20 protein-coding genes are annotated in these 24,282 nt (G+C 43.0%); 15 read left to right on the top strand and 5 right to left on the bottom strand.

Features of this window, described 5'->3' with window-relative positions; all coding sequences use genetic code 11:
- The first annotated feature begins 308 nt into the window (after positions 1-308).
- The 5 genes from hemF (at position 309) to hemL (ending at position 4,677) form a co-directional block, all read left to right on the top strand.
- Positions 309-1,244, top strand: coding sequence for an oxygen-dependent coproporphyrinogen oxidase (hemF, locus tag I5907_RS09720; protein WP_196990516.1), 936 nt, complete (start codon positions 309-311; stop codon positions 1,242-1,244).
- A 301-nt stretch (positions 1,245-1,545) separates the two neighbouring features.
- Positions 1,546-2,520, top strand: coding sequence for a porphobilinogen synthase (gene hemB, locus I5907_RS09725; RefSeq protein ID WP_196990517.1), 975 nt, complete (start codon positions 1,546-1,548; stop codon positions 2,518-2,520).
- Positions 2,521-2,609: 89 nt separating this feature from the next.
- The gene (locus I5907_RS09730) at positions 2,610-2,903 is read left to right on the top strand and encodes a YciI family protein (RefSeq protein ID WP_196990518.1); all 294 of its coding nucleotides are present in this window, start codon (positions 2,610-2,612) and stop codon (positions 2,901-2,903) included.
- A gap of 95 nt (positions 2,904-2,998) precedes the next feature.
- The gene (locus tag I5907_RS09735) at positions 2,999-3,361 is read left to right on the top strand and encodes a four helix bundle protein (RefSeq protein ID WP_196990519.1); all 363 of its coding nucleotides are present in this window, start codon (positions 2,999-3,001) and stop codon (positions 3,359-3,361) included.
- 26 nt (positions 3,362-3,387) lie between these two features.
- Positions 3,388-4,677, top strand: coding sequence for a glutamate-1-semialdehyde 2,1-aminomutase (gene hemL, locus I5907_RS09740; protein ID WP_196990520.1), 1,290 nt, complete (start codon positions 3,388-3,390; stop codon positions 4,675-4,677).
- A 67-nt stretch (positions 4,678-4,744) separates the two neighbouring features.
- Here the strand turns inward: hemL and I5907_RS09745 are convergent, their stop codons facing one another.
- Together I5907_RS09745 and porX are read right to left on the bottom strand one after the other, a co-directional pair.
- Positions 4,745-5,032 carry a hypothetical protein gene (locus I5907_RS09745; protein WP_196990521.1) on the bottom strand — a complete coding sequence of 96 codons (288 nt, stop codon included), beginning with the start codon at positions 5,030-5,032 and terminating at the stop codon, positions 4,745-4,747.
- 188 nt (positions 5,033-5,220) lie between these two features.
- Complete coding sequence (porX, locus tag I5907_RS09750; RefSeq protein WP_196990522.1) at positions 5,221-6,777, bottom strand: T9SS response regulator signal transducer PorX; 1,557 nt, start codon at positions 6,775-6,777, stop codon at positions 5,221-5,223.
- Between the two features lie 344 nt (positions 6,778-7,121).
- On the opposite strand from porX, the gene I5907_RS09755 reads away from it, so the two are divergent.
- The 6 genes from I5907_RS09755 to aspS all read left to right on the top strand — a co-directional run bounded on the left by I5907_RS09755 (position 7,122) and on the right by aspS (position 15,093).
- Complete coding sequence (locus I5907_RS09755; RefSeq protein WP_196990523.1) at positions 7,122-8,327, top strand: HD domain-containing protein; 1,206 nt, start codon at positions 7,122-7,124, stop codon at positions 8,325-8,327.
- A 73-nt stretch (positions 8,328-8,400) separates the two neighbouring features.
- Entirely contained in the window at positions 8,401-9,453 is a 1,053-nt protein-coding gene (lpxD, locus tag I5907_RS09760; protein ID WP_196990524.1) for a UDP-3-O-(3-hydroxymyristoyl)glucosamine N-acyltransferase, read from the top strand.
- A gap of 302 nt (positions 9,454-9,755) precedes the next feature.
- Positions 9,756-11,159 (top strand): bifunctional UDP-3-O-[3-hydroxymyristoyl] N-acetylglucosamine deacetylase/3-hydroxyacyl-ACP dehydratase, encoded by a 1,404-nt coding sequence (locus I5907_RS09765; protein ID WP_196990525.1) that lies wholly within the window; start codon positions 9,756-9,758, stop codon positions 11,157-11,159.
- Between the two features lie 122 nt (positions 11,160-11,281).
- Complete coding sequence (lpxA, locus tag I5907_RS09770) at positions 11,282-12,079, top strand: acyl-ACP--UDP-N-acetylglucosamine O-acyltransferase (protein ID WP_196990526.1); 798 nt, start codon at positions 11,282-11,284, stop codon at positions 12,077-12,079.
- Positions 12,080-12,204: 125 nt separating this feature from the next.
- On the top strand, positions 12,205-12,888 hold the full coding sequence (locus I5907_RS09775; protein ID WP_196990527.1) for an ABC transporter ATP-binding protein: 684 nt from the start codon (positions 12,205-12,207) through the stop codon (positions 12,886-12,888).
- A 375-nt stretch (positions 12,889-13,263) separates the two neighbouring features.
- Positions 13,264-15,093 carry an aspartate--tRNA ligase gene (gene aspS / locus I5907_RS09780; RefSeq protein WP_196990528.1) on the top strand — a complete coding sequence of 610 codons (1,830 nt, stop codon included), beginning with the start codon at positions 13,264-13,266 and terminating at the stop codon, positions 15,091-15,093.
- Between the two features lie 131 nt (positions 15,094-15,224).
- On the opposite strand, the gene I5907_RS09785 is transcribed toward aspS, so the two are convergent.
- Positions 15,225-15,413: a hypothetical protein gene (locus I5907_RS09785; protein ID WP_196990529.1), complete on the bottom strand. Its 189-nt coding sequence runs from the start codon at positions 15,411-15,413 to the stop codon at positions 15,225-15,227.
- A 224-nt stretch (positions 15,414-15,637) separates the two neighbouring features.
- Here I5907_RS09785 and I5907_RS09790 point away from each other — a divergent pair, with 224 nt between their 5' ends.
- On the top strand, positions 15,638-16,063 hold the full coding sequence (locus tag I5907_RS09790; protein ID WP_196990530.1) for a hypothetical protein: 426 nt from the start codon (positions 15,638-15,640) through the stop codon (positions 16,061-16,063).
- Positions 16,064-16,448: 385 nt separating this feature from the next.
- Positions 16,449-18,710 carry a RelA/SpoT family protein gene (locus I5907_RS09795; protein ID WP_196990531.1) on the top strand — a complete coding sequence of 754 codons (2,262 nt, stop codon included), beginning with the start codon at positions 16,449-16,451 and terminating at the stop codon, positions 18,708-18,710.
- 183 nt (positions 18,711-18,893) lie between these two features.
- Here the strand turns inward: I5907_RS09795 and I5907_RS09800 are convergent, their stop codons facing one another.
- Positions 18,894-19,400 carry a metallophosphoesterase family protein gene (locus tag I5907_RS09800; protein WP_196990532.1) on the bottom strand — a complete coding sequence of 169 codons (507 nt, stop codon included), beginning with the start codon at positions 19,398-19,400 and terminating at the stop codon, positions 18,894-18,896.
- A 318-nt stretch (positions 19,401-19,718) separates the two neighbouring features.
- Between I5907_RS09800 and I5907_RS09805 the strand changes: the two genes are divergently transcribed.
- Both I5907_RS09805 and I5907_RS09810 read left to right on the top strand, forming a co-directional pair.
- On the top strand, positions 19,719-20,876 hold the full coding sequence (locus I5907_RS09805) for a homogentisate 1,2-dioxygenase (RefSeq protein WP_196990533.1): 1,158 nt from the start codon (positions 19,719-19,721) through the stop codon (positions 20,874-20,876).
- A 548-nt stretch (positions 20,877-21,424) separates the two neighbouring features.
- Positions 21,425-21,949, top strand: a complete 525-nt coding sequence (locus tag I5907_RS09810) for a hypothetical protein (protein WP_196990534.1) — start codon at positions 21,425-21,427, stop codon at positions 21,947-21,949.
- A 226-nt stretch (positions 21,950-22,175) separates the two neighbouring features.
- Here I5907_RS09810 and dxs read toward each other — a convergent pair whose 3' ends face one another.
- Positions 22,176-24,110, bottom strand: a complete 1,935-nt coding sequence (gene dxs, locus I5907_RS09815) for a 1-deoxy-D-xylulose-5-phosphate synthase (protein ID WP_196990535.1) — start codon at positions 24,108-24,110, stop codon at positions 22,176-22,178.
- Positions 24,111-24,282: the final 172 nt, after the last annotated feature.

The raw sequence follows: 24,282 nt of genomic DNA on the forward strand, positions 1-24,282 counted from the left end.
ATGATAAGTTTTAGCTGTTAACCCAGTGCTTAGGCCCTGGGTTATTCGCAAAAGCGGGCATGGCTTTAGCGTAAGGAAATTATTTGAATGGGTACCTGTCGTGATTACGTTTGCTTTATGGCCTGTCAGGCGATTCCTGGTTTACGCTTTCATTCTTCTCACAAGCTCAGTAAAGCTTCTTTTGTACAAGTGTGCGACGCAACAGGCGATGCCATTTGTACTGCGGCCCGGCTCATAATTATTTTTCCTGCTGATCATTATCATAATTTTAAGCAACGCATGTTGCAAACTTTGTAAAAAATTCAGCTATGCATGTAAGAAATACCTGGATACATTTTATTCAACAACTGCAAAACGATATATGTGCGGCGCTTGAAGCATGTGATGGTAAAGCAAAGTTTGCAGAAGATAAGTGGGAGCGTAAAGAAGGTGGTGGTGGCATAACCCGTGTAATTGCAAACGGCGCTGTATTTGAAAAGGGCGGTGTAAACACTTCGGTGGTATATGGTGATGTATCAAACGAAATGCGCAACCAGTTGAAAATATTTGGTTCTACATGGTTTGCATGTGGCTTAAGCCTGGTAATGCACCCGCAAAACCCGATGGCCCCCACCGTGCATTGCAACTATCGTATGTTTGAATTGTACAATGACAAAGGTGATGTAATAGACCGTTGGTTTGGTGGTGGTACAGATCTTACACCTTATTACCTGTTTGAAGAAGATGCCATACATTTTCACAAAACGTATAAAGATGTGTGCGATAACTTTGACCCATCCTTTTACACTGCGTTCAAACAAACATGCGACGAGTATTTTGTAAACTGGCACCGCAATAAAGAACGTCGTGGTATTGGTGGTATATTTTACGATTATAAAAGGCCTGACAGCAAACAGGATATTCAATTCTGGATGGACTTTGCAAAAGCCTGTGGCTACGCATTTATAGATGCATATGTGCCAATAGCAGACAGGCGAAAGCATTTGCCATATACCCGGGAAAATAGACACTGGCAGGAGATAAGAAGAGGTAGGTATGTAGAGTTTAACCTCGTGCACGACCGTGGTACTTTGTTTGGCTTAAAAACAAATGGCCGTATTGAAAGCATACTCATGAGTTTGCCGCCCACAGTGCGTTTCGAATATAATTACCAGCCTGTGCCCGGCAGTGAAGAAGATCAGTTATTGCAGGCCTGCCTGCACCCGAAGGATTGGATAGGAATATATGATGTGAAAATGTCTTGAAGTCTGAAGCAGCAAAACAATTAGTCAGGCTGGCACAATCTGTTGGTGCAAATGATCGTGCAGCAGTAAGAGCAAAGCCAGCAGCGGATTTCAGCTCTACAATAAGGTAGATAAGAGGAAACAGATGAACGTTTATATTGGCTGGAAGTTGTAAAAGAGGCTTCGGTAAAAACAGGACAAATTGTTGACCAACGCATTGACGAAACGAACCAGTTAAACGCAACATTTACTGCTACACATAAGTCAGTTAGATCGAAGCGAAACAAATCAGGCATCTAAAAATCAGCAATCAGAAATAAGTATGTATTTACAAAGACGAAACAGGATATTGAGAGCCAACCCGGCAATAAGAAGCCTCGTTAGTGAAACAACATTGACACCGAACGATTTTATTGTGCCGTTGTTTATAGATGAAGGCGAAAATGTGAAGACCGGGATCGCTTCTATGCCTGGTTATTACCGCAATAGCCTTGACGTTACGGTTAAAGAAGTAAAAGAGTTATGGGGCATGGGTTTAAAATGCGTGTTGCTGTTTATTAAATGTAAAGACGAACTGAAAGATAATACAGGCAAAGAAGCATGGAATGCAGACGGCCTTATGCAGCGCAGCATAAAAGCCATTAAAGATGCATGTCCTGAAATGGTGGTAATGACTGATGTAGCGCTCGATCCTTTTTCATCTTATGGCCACGATGGTATTGTAAAAAATGGTGAAATAGTAAATGATGAAACCGTAGATGCGCTGGTAAAGATGAGCATAAGCCATGCCATTGCAGGTGCAGACTTTGTAGCACCGAGCGATATGATGGATGGCCGCATTGGTGCCATTCGCGAAGGGCTTGAAGAAAGCGGGTTTACAAAAACGGGCATCATGGCTTACAGTGCCAAATATGCATCATGTTTCTATGGGCCTTTCAGGGATGCGCTCGACAGTGCACCGGGATTTGGCGATAAAAAAACATACCAGATGAATTATGCCAACCGCGCAGAAGCCATCAAAGAAACATTGATGGATGTGGAAGAAGGCGCAGACATAGTAATGGTAAAGCCTGCACTCGCCTACCTTGATATCATTCGCGAAGTAAAAGATGCCGTACATGTGCCGGTGAGTGCGTACAATATCAGCGGGGAATATGCCATGATAAAAGCCGCCGCAAAAATGGGATGGATAGATGAGCAAAAAGCCATCATTGAAACACTTACTTCCATGAAACGTGCAGGTGCAGATTTGATCGCCACCTATTTTGCAAAAGATGCAGTACAGTTGTTAGGTTAAGTTTTTGTACTTAGCTGCATTGCTGCTATTGAGCATCGTTGTGTCACTCACTTGTACGGCAACAATTCTATTCAGCAAAAACCACAGTCATGTTTATAATTGAACTAACATACAAAGTGCCGCTGGCCACAGCTGACCAACATATGGCAGCGCACATAGCATTCCTGGATCAATACTATCAATCCGGCCATTTTATTGCATCAGGCAGAAAGGAGCCAAGAGACGGCGGACTTATTTTTGCAAGAGCCTCTTCTAAAAAACGCGTAGAGGAAATCATTGCGGCAGATCCGTTCAACACGCTGGGTATTGCAGACTACCGCATCATCGAATTTAAAGCAACCAAAAAGATCAAAGAATACGACGGCTTTGCCGGGGAGGAATAAGTTGGTGAATCGGCAATGGTGAATGATGAATAAAATTGTGTAAGCACTGGCTGAATTGCTATTTTAGTTATAATTATTCACCATAAAGTACTGCCATGTTTCTTCAGCTAAACCATCAAAAACTAGATCTGTATAGCTTTTCAAAAACTTTGGTTGCCGAATGCTATAAACTCACAACATCTCTGCCTGCTCACGAAAAATTTGGAATGATATCTCAAATAAGAAGAGCGGCATTGTCTGTTCATCTTAATATTGCAGAAGGAGCTTCGCGCAAATCAGCAGCAGAAAGAAACCGTTTCTACGAGGTCGCCAGGGGATCTGTGATTGAAATTGACGCGGCACTTGATGTTGCAAAAGAAATTAATTATTTAGACAACTATAAAATTGATCATCTTGGTGAGGTTATAGTAAGAACTTTTAAGATCTTAACCGGATTAATAAACTCAAAAGCTGATTGACCATTCACCATTGACCATTCACGATTATGAATATCTCAACAAGCCAGCAATTGTTCAACAGGGCGCAGCAATCAATTCCCGGTGGAGTAAATTCTCCCGTTCGGGCGTTTAAAAGTGTAGGCGGAACTCCTTTGTTTATCAACCATGCAAAAGGCGCCTACCTCTACGATGCAGATGACAATCAGTATATAGACTACATTGCTTCATGGGGGCCAATGATACTTGGGCATGCGTATGAGCCGGTTGTAAAAGCTATACAGGAGCAGGCAGTTTATTCAACATCTTATGGAGCACCAACAGAGTTAGAAATAAAGATGGCAGAGCTCATCAAAAGCATGGTGCCGAATGTAGATCTTATACGGATGGTAAGCAGCGGCACAGAAGCCTGCATGAGTGCCATACGTGTGGCGCGTGGTTATACAGGACGAAATAAGATCATCAAGTTCGAGGGTTGCTACCACGGTCATGCAGATTCCTTTCTGGTAAAAGCGGGCAGCGGTGTTGCTACTTTTAATATACAAACTGTTCCGGGTGTTACGGCGGGTGTAAGTACAGATACGCTTACCTGTGCTTACAATGATCTTGACGCGGTAGAAAAATTGGTAGAAGAACATAAAGGAGCTATTGCCGCAATAATTGTAGAACCTGTTGCAGGTAATATGGGTTGCATTATTCCTCAACCGGGCTTCCTGGAAGGCATTCGCAAAATATGCGATGCAGACGGCATTGTTTTCATCTTTGATGAAGTAATGAATGGTTTCCGTTTGGCATTGGGTGGCGCACAGGAAAAACTGGGTATTGATGCAGATATTATTACGTACGGAAAAGTGATTGGTGCAGGTATGCCTGTTGGTGCATTTGGCGGTAAGAGACATATCATGGAAGTGGTATCTCCTTTGGGTAATGTTTACCAGGCAGGAACATTAAGCGGTAACCCAATTGCTATGATTGCGGGCTATACTTTGCTATCTATTTTAAAAGAGCAGCCCCAGTTACTAAAAGAGCTGGATGATAAAACGGCTTATTTGAAAGATGGTTTAGATAACGTGTTGAAAGCATCAGGTACACCTTATGTCATCAACCACCTGGGCTCAATGATCAGCATACATTTTAGTGATCATCCTGTTACAGATTTTGCAACTGCTGCATCTGCCAACAATGAACTGTTTAAAAAATATTTCCATGCTATGCTCAACCGTGGTGTGTATTTACCACCATCTGCATTTGAAAGCTGGTTTTTAAATAATGCACTCACAAAGGAAGATCTTGATCATACAATCAAAGCAACAGCAGAAAGTTTAAAAGAGATTTTATAAATTCAATGGAATACGGGATATAAAAGCCGCATAAGATTAACTATGCGGCTTTTATAATTATTTCATTTTAGCACTCAATGCGGCTCATGAAGATCAGTGCAGTAATAAACAGGGCTACGGGGATCATACAAAAAATAAACGCCAGCCATTGAGCAAGTTTACCTGAATGTTTATTCCTGGAAACAACGATGATAATGATAACATAATACAATATCCCTATTATACCATATAACAACGTTTCATAAAATTCTCGACTATCAAAAGTTTGTGTCGGTAATTCATCAAGCATTGTGAGCAGCAATACTCCAGATAAGAAAATAGAGATAGTAATGGTAGTATACCTGAGCGCTTTCAATTTTTAAAGGTTTATGTTTTCACAAACGAATAGCTTATAACGAATAGTATAAAAGTCTGCACCTTCATGCAACTGCGCACCTGTTCAATAAAGTGATACAGTACAAGAGTGCGACGCAACCAAAGCTTCATACTTATTCTTCAGCCCGGCTCATAAAATTCTGCTCTTCAATAGCCTGTAGCCAATAACTATTTACTCACCATCTTCACAACCGGAATAATCATTTCCTCCATGCTTATACCACCATGCTGAAAAGTATTCTTATAGTAGTTAACGTAATAATTATAGTTGTTGGGGTAGCATAAAAAGCCATCTTCTTTTGCAAAGATAAACGATGAATTTACCGTTGGCACAGGCAAACCGGCCTCGTTAGGATTTCTGAATGCCAATACTTCTTTTGGCTCATAGTTCAGATTTCTGCCATGCTTGTAGCGCAGGTTGGCAGTAGTTTGCTTATCCCCAATTACTTTGTATGGCGTTTTTACACGCACACTGCCATGGTCTGTTGCCAAAACAAGGTTGATCTTTTTATCTGCAATTTTTTTCAGTGCCTGGAACAAAGGGCTGTGTTCAAACCAGCTTTTCGTAATGCTGCGGTAGCTTCTTTCATCGCCGGCAAGCTCTTTCAGCACTTCCATTTCTGTACGTGCGTGGCTAAGCATATCCACAAAATTGTAAATAATAACGTTTAGGTCGTTGCGCAGCAGGTTGTGTATATTGTTTACGAGCTGCTGTCCATCATTGTGGTGAATAACTTTTGTATAACTGTATTTCAGTTCTGCCTTGTTTAAGCGTTTTAACTGGCCCTTGAAAAACTCATCTTCAAACATGTTCTTGCCACCTTCATCTTCATCATTCTTCCACTGTTGCGGAAAGCGTTTTTCAATTTCCACCGGTAACATACCTGCAAATATTGCATTGCGTGCATACTGTGTGGCCGTGGGTAAAATGCTGTAAAAAGTTTCTTCTTCCAGAATGCGAAAATACTCAGCAAAAATGGGCTGTATGGCTTTCCACTGATCGTAACGCAGGTTGTCAATCAGTATAAAGAACGTTGGTACACCTTGCTCCACATGTGGCAGTACTTTTCTTTTAAAGAGGTCGTGGCTCATAACAGGTGCATCTGTTGATTTTGGGTGCAACCAGTCAGCATAGTTTTTAGAAATAAATTTAAAAAACTCCGTGTTAGCTTCCTGCTTCTGCGATTGCAATACTTCCCGCATTTCGGGGCTGTCACTCTTCTCCATTTCCAGTTCCCAGTATACCAGTTTTTTATATATATCCATCCACTCGTTATGGTCCGGGCTGCTGTTAAGTGCCATAAATAAATTCCTGAACTGTTGCTGGTAAGCCGTATTTGTTTTTTCAGATACCAGCCTTTTGTTGTCAATTATTTTTTTCAGGCTCAGCAATACCTGGTTAGGGTTTACAGGTTTAATAAGGTAATCGGTTATCTGGCTGCCAATGGCGTCATCCATCAGGTTTTCCGTTTCGTTTTTGGTGATCATTACCACCGGAACCTGGCTGTTCACTTCTTTTATTTTCTGCAACGTTTCAAGTCCGGTTATACCAGGCATCGTTTCATCAAGCAGCACAACATCTACCGGGTTGTCCTTTACAAAATCGATCGCTTCAAAGCCATTCGTTAATGTATGTACTTCGTAACCTTTATTTTCTAAAAACAATTTTTGAGACTGAAGACTTTCGATTTCATCATCTACCCAAAGTATAGTTGCTAATGCCATAGATCAATATTTGATTTGTGTGATGTTTGATTTTTTTTGTTGAGCCGGCTTTTGAATGCCTATTCAGCTTTTGTTGTGTCACTCACTTGTACTGCACATCATTATTCGGCACGCCGGCACTGTCAGCCTGTAATGTTACTGTCTTTAACAGGTACAATGATCACGTATATAGCTAAACCGGCAAGCCTGAAAGCTGTAACAGCAATACCATTCACTGGTAAAACGCTAACCAAGCAATATTAGTGCTGCGTTTCTGCAAATCTGCACATTCATTCTTTCAATACATATAGATTTGACTAACTTGCCTCGATTTTTATTATCAAATTAACAAATCAAAAGCAGCAGTGCATATTCCCAGGCGTAAAATCATTAATGATCCTGTTCATGGTTTCATTACTATAGATCACCCGCTCATCTTTAGTATAATAGCACATCCTTTTTACCAGCGGTTGCGCCGTATACATCAAATGGCGCTGGCCCAGTTGGTTTATCCCGGTGCGGTACACACAAGATTGCATCATTCACTCGGTGCCTATCATCTTATGTGTCTTGCCATAAATGAATTAAAAAACAAAGGCGCACAAATCACACCGGACGAAGAAGTGGCGGCAAAAGCAGCCATCCTCATGCACGATATTGGTCACGGCCCGTTTTCGCATGCGCTGGAAAATGTTTTAATACCCGGTGTAGATCATGAAGAGATCAGCCTCGCCATTATGCATGCCCTCAACAAAGAACTGCATGGCCAGCTCGATCTTACGATCAGGTTGTTTACAGGCAATTACCACAAGTTCTTTTTGCACCAGCTCATCAGCAGCCAGTTAGATGTAGACCGCATGGATTACCTTACAAGAGATAGTTTCTTTACAGGTGTAAGTGAAGGTGTTATCGGTTACGATCGCATTCTCAAAATGTTCGTGGCGCACGATAACCAGTTGATGATTGAGGAAAAGGGCATATACAGCGTTGAAAAATTTCTTGTTGCACGCCGGCAAATGTACTGGCAGGTTTATTTGCATAAAACCGTACTCGCTGCAGAAAAAATGCTGGTTAAAATTATTACACGCGCCAGGGAAACAGGCGCCATATCATTCTCGCCCAGCCTCAATGGTTTTTTGCATAAGCCGCATACTTCGCAAACCGTTCATCAGCAACTGCCTGCCTTTTGCGAGCTCGACGATTATGATGTTATAGGTTCTGTTAAATGCTGGGCCACGCATGAAGATGTTGTGTTGTCTACCTTATGTAAAAACCTGTTAAAAAGAGATTTGCTGAAATGTAAGTTGCAGACAGAGCGTTTTGATGAAGCACTTGTTCAGCAAAAAACGAAGGCGGTAATGGAAAGCCTTAATATCACGTCGCACGAGGCAGGTTATTTTGTTTTTACAGGCGAGGCCATCAACACAACATACAAACTTGGTGATGAACACATCAATGTTTTGTATAAAGATGAAACAGTAAAAGGCATTTCCAATGTAGATAACCCGCTTATCCATCAAACCTTGTCTATGCCTGTGAAAAAATTCTACATTTGCTACCTTAATATTTAGGTTGTTCCCCTTCGTGTATAAGTTTTTTTATTGCCCGATGATCTAAATAGCTAAATTTAAATAATTGTTTTTTATGCAGTTTACCGCAGCGCAAATAGCCATGCTTATCAACGGTAAGGTAGAAGGAAATGACTCTGCAACTGTTGATTCGTTTGGTAAGATAGAGGAAGCAAAAGCCAGCCAGCTGGCATTTCTTGCCAATCCCAAATACGAGGATTTTCTCTATACTACCAAAGCTTCGGTAATCATCGTAAATGAATCCCAGGAGCTAAAAGAACCCATCAGTGCAGCACTCATACGTGTGCCCGATGCCTACTCAGCTTTCGCCACGCTGCTGCACAAGTACCAGGAAATAATGCGGCAGCAGCTTACCGGCATACAGGAACCCAGCTTTATAGATAAAACGGCAGTATTGGGCGAGCATGTTTTTGTTGGCGCATTCTGTTATATCAGCCAGCATGCACACATAGGCAATAATGTTAAACTTTATCCCGGCGCCTATATTGGCGATAATGTAAAAGTGGGCGATAACTCAGTTATACTGCCCGGAGTAAAAATTTACCACGATTGTATTATTGGTAAAAATGTAACCATACACGCCGGCACCGTAATTGGCGGAGATGGTTTTGGTTTTGCACCACAGCCTGATGGCAGTTACAAAAAAGTACCGCAGATCGGTAATGTAGTAGTGGAAGATTTTGTGGAGATCGGGTCCAATTCTTGTATAGACAGGGCAACAATCGGTTCCACCATCGTAAAATCAGGAGCAAAGCTGGACAACCTCTTACAGATAGCCCACAATGTAGAAGTGGGCAATAACACCGTAATTGCCGCGCAGGCAGGTATCAGCGGCAGCACAAAAATTGGCAGCAACGTGCAGATCGGCGGCCAGGCCGGCATTGTAGGCCATATACAAATTGCCGATGGCACAAGAATCAATGCACAAAGCGGCGTAAGTAAAAGTATTAAAACACCCAATACCGCCGTTACCGGCTCACCCGCCGCAGACTATACCAGCGCATTGCGCAGCCAGGCTGTAACACGCAATTTGCCCGATCTTGAAAAAAGAGTGGCAGACCTTGAAAAGCTGGTGCAACAACTACTGCAGGAGCGGGTGCCCTTATAATTGTATGTACCCGGCAGCAGTGCAGGTGGCATCGTCCCTTGCGTCGCACACTTGTACCTCATCACTTTTCTCAGCACGGTTACAGTCTCCCGGTGTTTCTTCAGTCATTATAATATTCCAACGCACATTTCTCTTTGCTTTGAAACCTTATTTTTGCAGCCATATAAGCCAAATGGGTGCGTAAACGCACATTTGCATATGGAATAAACTTCGCGGTTGCCGCGTATTGCTGCTGCAGTACAAGAGTGCGACGCAAGAAAAGCTTCATAGCAGTGCTGCAGCCGGGCTCATAATTAATAAACATGAACGCAACATTTAATCCAGACAAACAGCATACGCTGTCTTCAAAAGTTACAATAAGCGGTACAGGCCTGCACACCGGTGTAATGGTAGATATGACGCTTAACCCCGCAAGTGCCGGTTTTGGTATCCAGTTTCAGCGTGTTGATTTGCCCAACAAGCCTGTTATAAAAGCAGATTGCGATCTTGTTACAGACACCAGCCGCGGCACCACCCTGCAGGTGGGCGATACAAAAGTGAGTACTGTAGAGCACATACTGGCTGCACTGGTAGGTATGGGCATAGACAATGTGCTCATTGAACTGAACGGCCCCGAAATACCCATCATGGATGGCAGCTCAGAACCATTTATAGAACTGATTGAAGAAATAGGTGTAACAGAGCAGGAAGCTGCAAAAATCTGGTATAGCCTTGATGAAAATATTTATCACTACGATGAAGTGAAACGCGTAGAAATGGTGGCGTTGCCTGCAATGGAATACCAGATAACCACGCTCATAGATTTCAACAGCCCCGTATTGGGCACCCAGCATGCTGGCCTAAAAACCATGCGCGACTTTAAAGCCGAAATAGCGCCCTGCCGCACATTCTGTTTTTTGCACGAGCTGGAAATGCTGCTCGATCATAACCTTATTAAAGGCGGCGATATCAATAACGCCATCGTGGTGGTTGATAAACCCGTAACAGAAGAGGAGATGAAGAGGCTGGCAAAAGTTTTTAAAAGAGAAAAGATTGAGATCAAGAGCGAAGGTTATCTCAACAACCTGGAGCTGCGTTTCCCTAACGAGCCTGCACGTCACAAACTGCTCGATGTGGTAGGAGACCTTGCACTCATCGGCTATCCCATAAAAGCCAGGATTATTGCCAACAGGCCCGGCCACAGCACCAACGTAGATTTTGCCAGGAAGATCAAACAATATATCAAAAAGAACAAACATGTAAAAGATGTACCTGTGTACGATCCTGCACAGCCGCCTGTGTACGACCTTCAGCATATTGAAAAAACACTGCCACACCGTTATCCTTTTCTGCTGATCGATAAGATCATTGAACTTACAGATACCAAGATCGTGGGTGTAAAAAATGTTACATTCAACGAACCGTTCTTCCAGGGCCACTTCCCCGGTAATCCTGTAATGCCGGGTGTTTTACAGATCGAAGCATTGGCGCAAACGGGCGGCATACTGGCCATCAACAGTATGGGCGGTGGTAAATACGATACTTATTTTTTAAAAATAGACAACTGTAAATTCAAACAGAAAGTAGTACCGGGAGATACCATGTTGCTCAAAATGGAACTGGCTTCTCCCATACGCCGCGGTATATGCGAAATGAAAGGCACTGTGTATGTAGCCGGTAAAGTAGCTACCGAAGCAGACCTTGTGGCGCAGATAGTGAAGAAGTAAGCACAAAACTGTAAGCGCCGTATTAAATTATTACCATTATTTTTGCAGCCATCCCAAAACAGGGATGGCTGCTTTGTAAAAAGTTCAGAAACATACATCAAACACTCTATCGAAGTGCTTTCATGATTCATCCGCATACATACATACATCCCAATGCCAGGCTGGCACAAAATGTAAAAATAGACCCGTTTACTGTAATTCACCACGATGTGGAGATTGGAGAAGGTACGTGGATTGGCAGTAACGTAACCATAATGGAAGGTGTAAGAATTGGCAAGAACTGCCGCATTTTTCCCGGCGCCGTATTAGGTGCCACACCACAGGATCTCAAATACAATGATGAAAAGACTTACGTGGAAATTGGCGATAATACCACCATTCGCGAATTTGTAACCATACACCGCGGTACCAACGACCGTTGGAAAACGAAAGTCGGCAATAACTGCCTGGTAATGGCATATAGCCACATTGCCCACGATTGTATTATTGGTAACAACTGTATTCTCAGCAACAGCTCTCAGGTAGCTGGTCACGTAATAATGGGCGATTGGGCAATCATTGGCGGCGTATGTGCCGTGCAGCAGTTCTCACGCATTGGCCAGCATTCTTACATTGGTGGCGGCAGCCTTGTTAATAAAGATGTACCGCCATACATAAAAGCTGTAAGAACACCGCTTAGCTATGGTGGTGTAAACAGTGTCGGGCTCAAACGCCGTGGTTTTACGCTGGAGCAAATCAACCAGATACTCGATATATACCGCATTATTTATAACAAAGGCATGAACGTATCCCAGGCGCTGGAATTCATCGAAGAAGAATTTCCCGCAACGGATGAGCGCGATGAAATCGTAACCTTCATCCGCGAAAGTGGCCGTGGTGTTATAAAACGACATACCAAAGGCGGCAGCGACGAAGATTAAAGAGTTAAATATTTCAGGTAGCCGGCAGTGGTATTTTATGGCATCGCCTGTTGCGTCGCATTACGTTCATCGTTCCGTTCTGTGGGCATCTGTAGTTTCCGGTTTAAACATTCCTCAAACATTCCATGAAAGCTTCAGCACAGCAGGTATTGCATACAGGTCTGCAAACCTTTCGCATAGATTTGACAGGAGCTGGTAAACGTTTCAACCGCGACTGGATTTTTCGCGGCATGCATTACACTTTTACATCTGGCAATGCTTACGCCGTAACAGGCCCCAACGGCAGCGGTAAAAGTACTTTACTGCAGTGCATAGCAGCGGCCATACAATCAAACGAAGGCACCATTGAATACAGGCTTAATGATACTGTGATCAGTCATGAAGAAGTTTTTAAACATGTAGCTATAGTGGCACCCTACCTGGAAGTAATTGAAGAAATGACAGCTACCGAGTTCCTGGCTTTTCATGCATCATTCAAACCCCTGCTGGCTGCTGTCAGCATTCCGCAGATCATCGCCGAAATAGGCCTTGCCGCCGCTGCACATAAGCAGATCCGTTTTTACAGCAGCGGCATGAAGCAACGTGTGAAAATGGCGCAGGCCATTTTTTCAGCCGTGCCTGTTTTGCTGCTCGATGAACCCTGCACCAATCTTGATCTCTCCGGTTACGAACTCTATCATGCACTTATTGCAAAATACTGCGGCGATAAACTCATTATTGTAAGCAGCAACGATAAAAATGAATACAACTTCTGCAAAGAAGTAATCTCTATTGCAGATTACAAAAATCCCGTCAACACCACGGTCTGACGGGCCTCCCGGCTGACCGTTGACACAAACATCAATGCTATTTTGCATACCTCTGCAAGCCTGAGTGCGGCCAGGCGCCTGAAAGCGTCAAACTACCGATAACAACTCCGCTATACCGGAACGCCACAGCTCAATCATTGCCCTGCAGATGAACGTAATGCGACGCAACAGGCGATGCCCAAAGATCATCTGCCCGTAAACCATATATTAAACTTCTTTGGCAAGTTTTACTACTTGCCCATTCCGCTTATATTTGCACCCCGTTGAATTAAGGCTTCTCGGCAGAGAATTCTCAGTTAGCTCTGCGCTGTCTCGCCTTGTTCATCATTCCACACTTCTGAGAGAGTGATTATTAGAATAGTTAATCTCTATTATATGTATCGCACACACACCTGCGGAGAGTTAAGAGTAAAGCATGTAAACATGACGGTAACACTTGCCGGCTGGGTACAGACAGTAAGAAAATTTGGTGCTATAACATTTGTCGATCTGCGCGACCGTTACGGCATTACACAATTGCTGTTTGGAGAAGATCTGCAGGCACAGTTAGATGCCAGCCCGCTGGGGCGTGAATTTGTAATACAGGCCGAAGGTTTTATACAGGAACGCAGTAATAAAAACCTGCATATACCAACCGGTGAAATTGAAATGCAGGTGCATAAATTTACCGTGCTCAACAAATCTGCCGTACCGCCTTTTACCATTACAGATGAAACAGACGGCGGAGATGACCTGCGTATGAAATACCGCTACCTCGACCTGCGCAGGAATGCGGTAAAGAAAAACCTGGAGTTGCGTTACGCGGTAAACCGCAGTGCCCGGAATTATTTGCACGAACAGGGTTTTATGGATATTGAAACGCCGTTTCTTATAAAATCTACACCGGAAGGTGCCAGGGATTTTGTTGTTCCATCCCGTATGAACCCGGGCCAGTTTTATGCTTTGCCCCAAAGCCCGCAAACATTTAAACAACTGCTGATGGTAAGCGGTTATGACCGTTATTACCAGATTGTAAAATGCTTCAGGGATGAAGACCTGCGCGCAGACCGGCAGCCGGAGTTTACACAAATAGACTGCGAAATGGCTTTTGTAGAACAGGAAGATATTTTGAACATGTTTGAAGGTTTGGTAAAAAGGATCTTCAAAGATGTAAAAGACATCGACTACAATGATACAGTAGAACGTATGACCTGGGAGGATGCTATGTGGCATTATGGTAATGATAAACCGGACATTCGTTACGGCATGAAGATCTGCAACATAAAAAAACCGGGGTCTGTATACGTAAACAAAAGCGATAATGCGGCTTTGGTAAACGGCGCAGACTTTAAAGTGTTTGACGATGCCGAAACGGTATTGGCAATTGCAGTGCCCGGCTGCAGTGAATATACCCGCAAACAAACAGATGAAATAACAGAGTGGGTAAAGCGTCCGCAGATTGGCATGAAAGGGCTCGTATTTATCAAATGCAATACAGATGGAACATATAAAAGCAGCGTAGATAAGTTTTACAGTGAAGAAAGGCTAAAAGCCATTGCAACAGCAGCAGGTGCAGTAGCAGGCGACCTGGTATTGATACTGGCAGGTGCAGAAGAACGTACCCGCAAAGCTACCAGCGAACTGCGCCTTGAAATGGGTAAACGTTTAGGTCTCAGGAAAGAAGATGAGTTCAGGCTATTGTGGGTGCTCGATTTTCCTTTGTTTGAATATGACGAAGAAAGCAACCGTTGGGTAGCAAGGCATCATCCTTTTACTTCTCCCAAACCGTCTGACATACAAACGATGATTGGCAACGATCCTGCAATTAAAGATGCCGCCAGGTATCTTGAGCACCCATACGCCAACATTAAAGCAAATGCCTATGACATGGTACTAAACGGAAATGAAATTGGCGGGGGCTCTATTCGTATATACCAGCGCGAACTGCAGGAAAAAATGTTTGCTGCATTGGGTATGAGCGAAGAAGAAGCACTGCATAAATTTGGCTTTTTACTCGGCGCATTTGAATACGGTGCACCACCGCACGGTGGTCTTGCTTTTGGTTTTGACCGGTTGTGTGCCATATTGGGCGGCAGCGAAAGTATACGCGACTTTATTGCTTTTCCAAAAAACAATTCCGGAAGGGATGTAATGCTAGATGCACCTTCCACTATTGATGATAAACAGTTTGACGAACTACAGATAAAGCTTAACCTGAAAGGATAAACAAAAAGCCGCTGTAAAGCGGCTTTTTTTATGTTGAAACTGTTTTTGTTTAGCTTAACCAATCTCATAAGAGTGTAGCCCCTGCAGAAAATGTACAGGATATTCTTCACAGGTTATGAGCAATATACGCGTTACTGCCTGTTGAATGATTGCTGCAACAGGTTTCTCACCCTTTGTTCAAGCGCATGGATTTTATCAACCACCTCCCTCAATTCTCCCATGCTTTTGCCGCGGTGAAATGCCTTTGCAAACTTCGATTTTTCATCTCGCAGTTCTGCTTCTAATTGCTGAATATTGATATGGGGGATATGACTTTGCATACACTTTTCAGAGGTTCAAAAATTATGCCCCTTTAAAATAACCGGCAGATTAAATTTTCGGTTGCTGCGCCGGAAAACAGTAACTTTAAGATGCTTCCCTGTTAAGGTAAACAGGTTTGTTGAAGATCGCCGGCCATAATTACAGAATCTGCAAAACGGAAATATTTTGATGCCTTTTCAGGTTTGGTATCAAACATTTTTTTCTCACCATTCAAAACCTGGTTATGAATTACGATTACACGCAATCAGACCTTTCAAGATCAATTCTTGCCGGTTTGTTTTCAGGCCTTGTGGCCACGGTTTCCAATCTTGCATTTACAATTATTTACAGAACTGCTACCCGGTTTTACGAGTTCAATGCAATAGACATTACAACCATAGTATTCGGCACCATCTTATTGTCGCTTGCATGCGGTGTTATGTTTTATTTCTTTGTGCATTATCTTAATAAAGGCATCCTGTTTTATCGCATTATGGTGTTGCTGGTAACGGTGCTCATGGTGTATGTTGGCATCAACCTGCGTTACCTGGTGCAGGATGTAGTGCCGGATGAGTTCAGGGTGCTCGTTGTAGGTACGCAGGTAATCATCGGCGGCCTTGCAGCTTTCTTAATTCCTTATCTTTTCCGGCATGATAAGTTTATCAGTTAAAGTGATATTAAGCCGGTTCGAATGCCGGCTTTTTTATTGAATGAGCCCGGCAGTTGTACTGCTATTAAGCATCGTTGCGTCGCACTCTTCAACGCCGGAAGCATATTTCAGCACCTCGGGCACGACAACGCACAAAAATTTGTAAAACGTAAGCACATGTTACATAAAAGCCGGCTTTTGCAAGAAGAACGGCATAGCATGTGCCGAATACTGAACAGGAAGTACAAGGGAGTGACACAACAGGCGATGATAGTAGCTGTGCCGCCTGCTACACAAAAAGCCTTTCTATATGTTTATTTTGTTATATGATCTTATCGCTTATTTTAGCTTTTCACAACAATACACGTGTACAATAGATTGATGGCCTTTTTGTAAATTCGTAAATATGGAGCAAGAGCAGGTTAGGATTGCAGAAAATGTTTTACCAAAATATACATTAAACGAAGAGCAGGAGCGTAAAGAGATATTGCGCCAGTACCGCGCATTATTGCGCAGCCTGCGTGCCAAGCTGAAACGCGGCGATAAGGAACTGGTGCGCACAGCCTTTGAAATGGCTGCGGATGCGCATAAAACAATGCGCCGGAAAAGCGGCGAGCCTTACATCCTGCACCCGCTTGCGGTAGCAAGAATTTGCGTGGAAGAAATTGGCCTGGGTGTGCGCAGTACCATTTGTTCATTACTGCACGATACCGTTGAAGACACTGATGTAACACTGGAAGATGTGGAGCGTGAATTTGGCAGCGAGATTGCAAGAATAGTAGACGGCCTTACCAAGATATCTTCTGTAATAGATGCCAGCAGCAGCCAGCAGGCAGATAACTTTAAGAAAATTCTTATAACGCTTACGGATGACCCGCGGGTTATTCTTATTAAACTTGCCGATCGTTTGCACAACATGCGCACGCTTGATTACATGAAGCGTGAGAAGCAATTGAAGATTGCCAGTGAAACAGTATGGGTATATGCACCGCTGGCACATCGTATGGGGTTGTATACCATAAAGACAGAACTCGAAGACCTGTCTATGAAATACCTGGAACCCGAAGCTTACAAAGACATAGCCCGGAGATTGTCTGAAACAAAAAGGGAACGCTCGAGGTACATCAACGAATTTATAAAACCTCTGCGGGAAAAACTGGTAGCTGCCGGGCTCGATTTTGAGATTTATGGCAGACCCAAAAGCATACATTCTATATGGAACAAAATAGTAAAGAAAGGCGTTGCCTTTAACGAAGTATATGACCTCTTTGCTATTCGCGTTATTCTAAACTCGCCACCTGAAAAAGAGAAGGAAGATTGCTGGAAGGTTTATTCGATGATTACTGATGAGAACACACCTTCTCCCGAGCGCTTACGCGATTGGCTGAGCAATCCTAAAAGTAATGGCTACGAAGCGCTGCATACAACAGTTATGGGCCCGCAGGGCCGCTGGGTAGAAGTACAGATACGCAGTAAACGTATGAATGAAATTGCAGAGAAAGGTTTGGCTGCACACTACAAATACAAAGAAGGCAGCAATGATGAAGACCGCTTCGACAAATGGTTTGGCCAGATACGTGAAGTGATCAGCAACCAGGATACAGACAGTGTTGACTTTCTGCAGGACTTTAAAACAAGTTTTCTTGCAGAAGAAATTTATGTGTACACACCAAAGGGCGATGTAAAAATGCTACCCATCAGTTCTACTGCGCTGGATTTCGCATTTTCAATACACTCTGCGGTTGGCAGTAAATGCATTGGTGCAAAAGTGAACCACAAACTGGTGCCTATCAGCCACAAGCTGCGCAGCGGAGACCAGGTGGAGATCATTACCAGCAACAAGCAAAAGCCCACAGAAGACTGGTTGAACTTTGTGGTTACTGCAAAAGCCAAAAGCAAGATCAAAGACGCACTGAAGGAAGAAAAACGCAAGATAGCCGATGAGGGCAAATACGTATTGCAACGCAAGCTCGAAGGCATGGGCGCCGCATATAGCCAGCACAATATTGATGTACTTACTGAATTCTACAAAGTACACTCGCAGCTCGATTTATTTTATGGCATCTCTATCAAGCAAAATGATCTTAAAGAATTAAAAGAGTTTCATGTACTGGGCGATAAACTTGAGCCGCCAAAACCTGTTAAGCCTGCAGAAGTAAAAACAGAAACAGAAACAAAAGCACCGGTATCAAAAAAAGATTCTGAGCTTATCATATTTGGTGAGAGTAGCGATAAGATCATGTATAACCTCGCCAAATGCTGTAACCCCATTCCCGGGGATGATGTGTTTGGTTTTGTAACCTCAGGCAAGGGGTTAACGATACACCGCACCAATTGCCCCAATGCCGCACAAATGATGGCTAATTATGGCCACCGTATTGTAAAAACCAAATGGGCCAAGAACAAAGAGATTTCATTTCTTACAGGCCTCAAGATCGTTGGGCTGGATGATGTGGGCGTTATCAATAAAATTACCAACGTGGTAAGTGGAGATATGCGCATCAATATTTCGGCGCTTACTATTGAATCCGGCGAAGGGCTTTTTCATGGTACCATAAAAATATTTGTACACGATAAAGAGGAGCTTGATGAACTGGTGATAAAATTACTTGAGCTCAATGGTATTCAAAGTGTAACAAGATTTGACATGGAAGAGATAAAGAAATAATGTACTTGGCTGCATTGCTACTATTAAGCTTTGGTTGTGTCACTCACTTGTACGGCAACAATACTGGTGGGCAATGTGTAAGTGGTGGTGTTGTATGGTTGCTACTTCCTGTGGCAACATCTAAGTCTTTTGAGCAACAGATGAAATAAATGATCCTGTTCTATGCTCGTGTAAACAATGTCTTCAGTTAACGCTGCCGCGCTTGCCTAATTCAATTACTTCGCAGTCTTTTAACTGCTTGCCATCTATGCTAAACTTTACCAGTGTTTTTACTTTATGCCAGCCTTGTAAGCCTGCTGCACCGGGGTTTATATGCAGGCAGCGCAGTGCTTCATCGTATTGTATTTTAAGAATATGAGAGTGCCCGCTGATGAAAAGTTGCGGTTGTTCTTTCAGGATTGTGTTTTTCACACCCGGCGCATACCTGCCTGGGTACCCGCCAATGTGTTTGATAAAAACTTTCACAGCTTCGCACGTAAAGATCAATTCTTCGGGGTAATCACTGCGAATATCGTAACCATCAATATTTCCATATACGCCACGCAGAGGTTTAAATGCTTTCAGTGCATCGGCAATGGCAGCATTGCCAAAATCTCCTGCATGCCAGATTTCATCAACCGATGCAAAATGCGTAAACACTTTATCATCGAGAAAGCTGTGCGTATCTGAGATAAGTCCTATCTTTTTCATGCAACAATTAAAACTGTAAATTTGTGGAATAACGTTGCAAACTATGCCTTTCTTCAGAAACTTTACTTACTATATAGACAAGCGCAGATGGAAATATGTGTTCCTGCTTGCATCGCTTGCATTATCTGCCTGAAATGTCTGCAGCTGGTTGTAGATTGTACACTTTTAAAGCAGCGTGATGGCACATGCAGTATCGTTGCTGCAAAATGATATACAGTACAAGTGTGCGACGCAACCAAAGCTTAATAATAGCAATACAGATGGGCCCATAATTTTTATATATACAGTTACTAATTGTCAATTATTAATTCGGTTATTATGCCACACTATTATACGCTCGGTACCATACCACATAAACGCCATACACAGTTCCGTAAACCAGATGGCAGTTTATATTCAGAGCAATTGTTCTCTACTGAAGGTTTCAGCAGCGATGCTTCGTTGCTTTACCATTGCCACCCGCCAACAAGGATTATTAAAACAGAAGCGCAGTATAGTGTAATGCCCAAAATAGCGGAAGAAAAAATGTTGAAGCACCGCAGTTTTGAAGGCTTTAAAATAAAACCTGCAGCAGATTATCTTGAGAGCCGCAAACCAATACTCGTAAATAATGACTGCCATATTTCACTGGCTGCACCGCAGCAAAGTATGCAGGATTATTTTTATAAAAATGCTGATGCAGATGAACTGTTATTTGTGCATGAGGGTAGCGGTAAATTATTAACGCAATACGGTGAAATACAGTTTGCATATGGTGATTACCTTATTATACCACGGGGATCGATCTACCAGTTACTATTTGATGGAGATAACAACCGGTTACTGATTGTGGAGAGCTTTTCACCCATTGTATTTCCCAAACGCTACCTGAGTAAATACGGGCAGTTGCTGGAGCATGCACCTTATTGTGAGCGCGATATCCGTACACCGCAAAACCTTGTTACAGTTGATGAACAAGGCGACTTTCTTATTAAAACAAAGAAGCGCGGTATGATGTATCATATTCACTACGGCCATCATCCGTTTGATGTGGTAGGGTGGGATGGTTGCTGTTATCCATATGCTTTAAGCATACACGATTTTGAACCAATAACAGGCCGTGTGCATCAGCCGCCTCCGGTGCACCAGACATTTGATGCGCACAACTTCGTGGTATGTAGTTTTGTGCCACGCCTGTATGATTATCATCCGCAGGCTATTCCGGCGCCATACAACCACAGCAACATAGACAGCGATGAATTATTATACTATGTAGATGGCGATTTTATGAGCCGCAAAAATGTAACGCGTGGTATGCTTACTTTACACCCGGGCGGTATACCACATGGTCCGCACCCGGGTGCTGTAGAAAAAAGTATTGGTGCAAAAGAAACAAAAGAGCTGGCTGTAATGATTGACACTTTTCACCCATTACAGCTAACTGTTGACGCGCTGGAAATAGAGAATGATGGTTATGTAATGAGTTGGGCAGAGTAGTGGGTGGTAAGTTTTGCGTATTAGGTAGTAAGTAGTAAGTGGTAGGTTGTAGGTTATGGGTGGTAAGTTTTGCGTATTAGGTAGTAAGTAGTAAGTGGTAGGTCGTAGGTTATGGGTGGTAAGTTTTGCGTATTAGGTAGTAAGTAGTAAGTGGTAGGTTGAAGGTTATGGGTGGTAAATTTTGCGTATTAGGTAGTAAGTAGTAAGTGGTAGGTTGAAGGTTATGGGTGGTAAGTTTTGCGTATTAGGTAGTAAGTAGTAAGTGGTAGGTTGAAGGTTATGGGTGGGAAGTTTTGCGTATTAGGTAGTAAGTAGTAAGTGGTTAGGTTGAAGGTTATGGGTGGTAAGTTTTGCGTATTAGGTAATAAGTAGTAAGTGGTAGGTTGTAGGTGATAAGTTGATTAACTAAAAACTCATCACTAAAAACTCATCACTTAACGCGCTAAACATAAATTACTTCCGCCATAGACTAAAATTGTGCGTACAACGTTTGTATGGCAACTTGATAAGATAACTTATCATTGTATTCAACAACTAAACTTTAAAAAATGAATCGTACACTTTCGTCACTGGTCTTATTGTATTGCCTCTGTTTTACAGCCTGTAAAAAGGAAGGCGGTGAGCCGTCTGAGAATTATGCTATCGTAGCAACAATTGATGGCAATGTAAAATCTTATACCTATACGCCGACTGCAGTTATGCTTGATGCATTTGATGCCTACAGCGTGGGCATGGCAGCTTATACAGACGCTTCAGTCAACGATATTTTTACACTGAACATATTGAAACAATCTGAACTGGGCGCCATTGTTCCCGGAACTTATGTAGATGATTATACAAACGAGGATGTATTTGTATTAGGTGGTTTTAACCTTGGATCGATGGATGACGCAGAAGCCTACGGCGCAGGTTTACAGGAAGGGACAGATCCAAAGCTCACCATTACGATCACAGAATTAACTGATAAGATCATACGTGGCACTTTTAGCGGTACATTTTTCGATCATGGCGGCGACGGGCCAGGAAAAGTTTCTGTAACCGACGGTAAGTTTTATTTGCCGGTAGTTAAATAAATACCTTCAAAAAGCATACACCAAGGGCTGCTGATCAGCCTCTTTTTTGTTTTAACAGGTTTTACAACGAGCAGTTTGATTTATCGCCGGCCCGGCCGCATATGCTGAAGAACGCACCGCCGCACAAGTGAGTGACACAACAAAAGCTTAATGGATAGACAACAGTTAAGTAAATAAAAAAACACCATCGGTCAGGGATGGTGTTTTATATAAATGAATCTACGTTTTATCCGGCTATTGTAAAACTTGTATGCACCTTGTCTTTTACAAAACTGCGAACCGTTGCTGCAATGGCGGTGGCATCGTACCCACATTCGCGGTGTAATTCTTTCAGGGTACCATGTTCTACAAGCCTGTCTGGTATACCTAAAATCTTGACTGTGGACTTGTAATTGTGTGCATTCATAAACTCGAGCACGGCACTGCCAAAACCTCCTATCACCGTTCCATCTTCTACAGTAATAATGTTGCTATAGTTTGAAAAAACCTCGTGTAACAATGCTTCGTCAATGGGTTTTACAAAACGCATATCGTAATGCGCAGGATCAATGCCTTCTGTGCGTAATTCGCGGATGGCCGCAGTGGCAAAATTGCCGGGGTGACCAAAGGTTAAAATCGCCACATCTTTACCATCTTTTATTTTCCTGCCCTTGCCGATAGTGATTTCTTCAAAAGGGGTTTTCCAGTCCGGCATTACACCCTCACCACGTGGATAGCGGATTACAAAAGGATAAACAGTACTTTCGAGCTGCGCAGTGTACATGAGATTACGCAATTCTTTTTCATTCATCGGCGCACTGATGATCATGTCTGGTATACAGCGGAAATACGCCACGTCGTACGCACCGTGATGCGTTGGTCCATCTTCCCCTACAAGGCCAGCCCTGTCTAAACATAATACCACCGGTAGTTTCTGTATTGCAATATCATGCACTACCTGGTCGAATGCCCGCTGCATAAAAGAGGAATAGATATTACAGAAAACCCGCATGCCCTGTGTGGCAAGGCCTGCGCTTAGTGTGGCAGCATGCTGTTCGCATATACCTACATCCAGCGCACGTGCAGGCATTTTTTCCATCATAAACTTTAAAGAAGAACCGCTTGGCATAGCGGGCGTTATACCCATGATCTTTTCATTCTTTTCCGCCAGTTCTATCATCGTGTGTCCAAATACATCCTGGTATTTGGGCGGTTGTATTGTGTCGAACTTCTTTTTGTAAATTTCACCTGTTACCTTATCAAATAAACCTGGCGCATGCCATTTGGTTTGGTCCTTTTCTGCCAGTTCGTAACCTTTTCCTTTTACGGTAACAATGTGTAATAATTTAGGGCCCGGCATACTGCGCAGGTCTTTAAGTGTATCTACCAGTTTCGTAATGTTATGACCATCTATAGGGCCAAAGTACCGTATACCAAGTGATTCGAAAAGATTACTGCTTTTGCTGATCATACCTTTTACACCTGCTTCAAGTTTGCTGGCCATGTCCCGTGTAAAATGTTTACCCACGGGCAGTTTGCCCAGCATCTTCCATACATCATCCCGGAATTTATTATAGGTATGAGAGGTTGTGATATCTGTAAGATACTCTTTCAGCGCACCCACATTAGGGTCTATACTCATGCAATTATCGTTTAGCACAACAAGCATATCTGCGTCTGCAACACCGGCGTGGTTCATTGCTTCGAAGGCCATACCGGCAGTCATTGCACCATCGCCTATAACTGCAACTGATTTGCGGTCTTCTCCTTTTAGCTTGGCAGCAATAGCCATACCAAGCGCTGCTGAAATAGAGGTAGATGAATGCCCCACACCAAAAGTATCGTATTCACTTTCTGATCTTTTGGGGAAACCACTCAGGCCTTTGTATTTACGGTTGGTATGAAAATTTTCCCGGCGGCCGGTAAGTATTTTATGGCCATATGCCTGGTGACCAACATCCCACACAAGCTGGTCGTAGGGTGTATTGTACACATAGTGCAGCGCCACTGATAATTCTACCACGCCAAGACTGGCACCAAAATGACCCCCATGCACACTTACCACATCGATGATGTATTGACGCAATTCGTCACAAACCTGGTGTAACTGCTCTCGGGTCAATAGTTTAAGGTCGTCAGGTGTGTTGATCCTGGCTAACAGAGCGCCGGGTGTTATATCCATTCGGAAACAATTTTAAAGCTGTAAAAGTACAATTTTAAGGCCATACGCCGCTTTTGGTTAAATTACAAAAACATACACCTGTAAATATGGTTTAGCATTTTCAAAATAAATTATTACCTCATAGCCGTATTATTTGCCTTTAGTCAAAACAAAAAATGAGCGGAAGCAGTTT

It is taken from the genome of Panacibacter microcysteis (assembly GCF_015831355.1).
Classification (GTDB): domain Bacteria; phylum Bacteroidota; class Bacteroidia; order Chitinophagales; family Chitinophagaceae; genus Panacibacter; species Panacibacter microcysteis.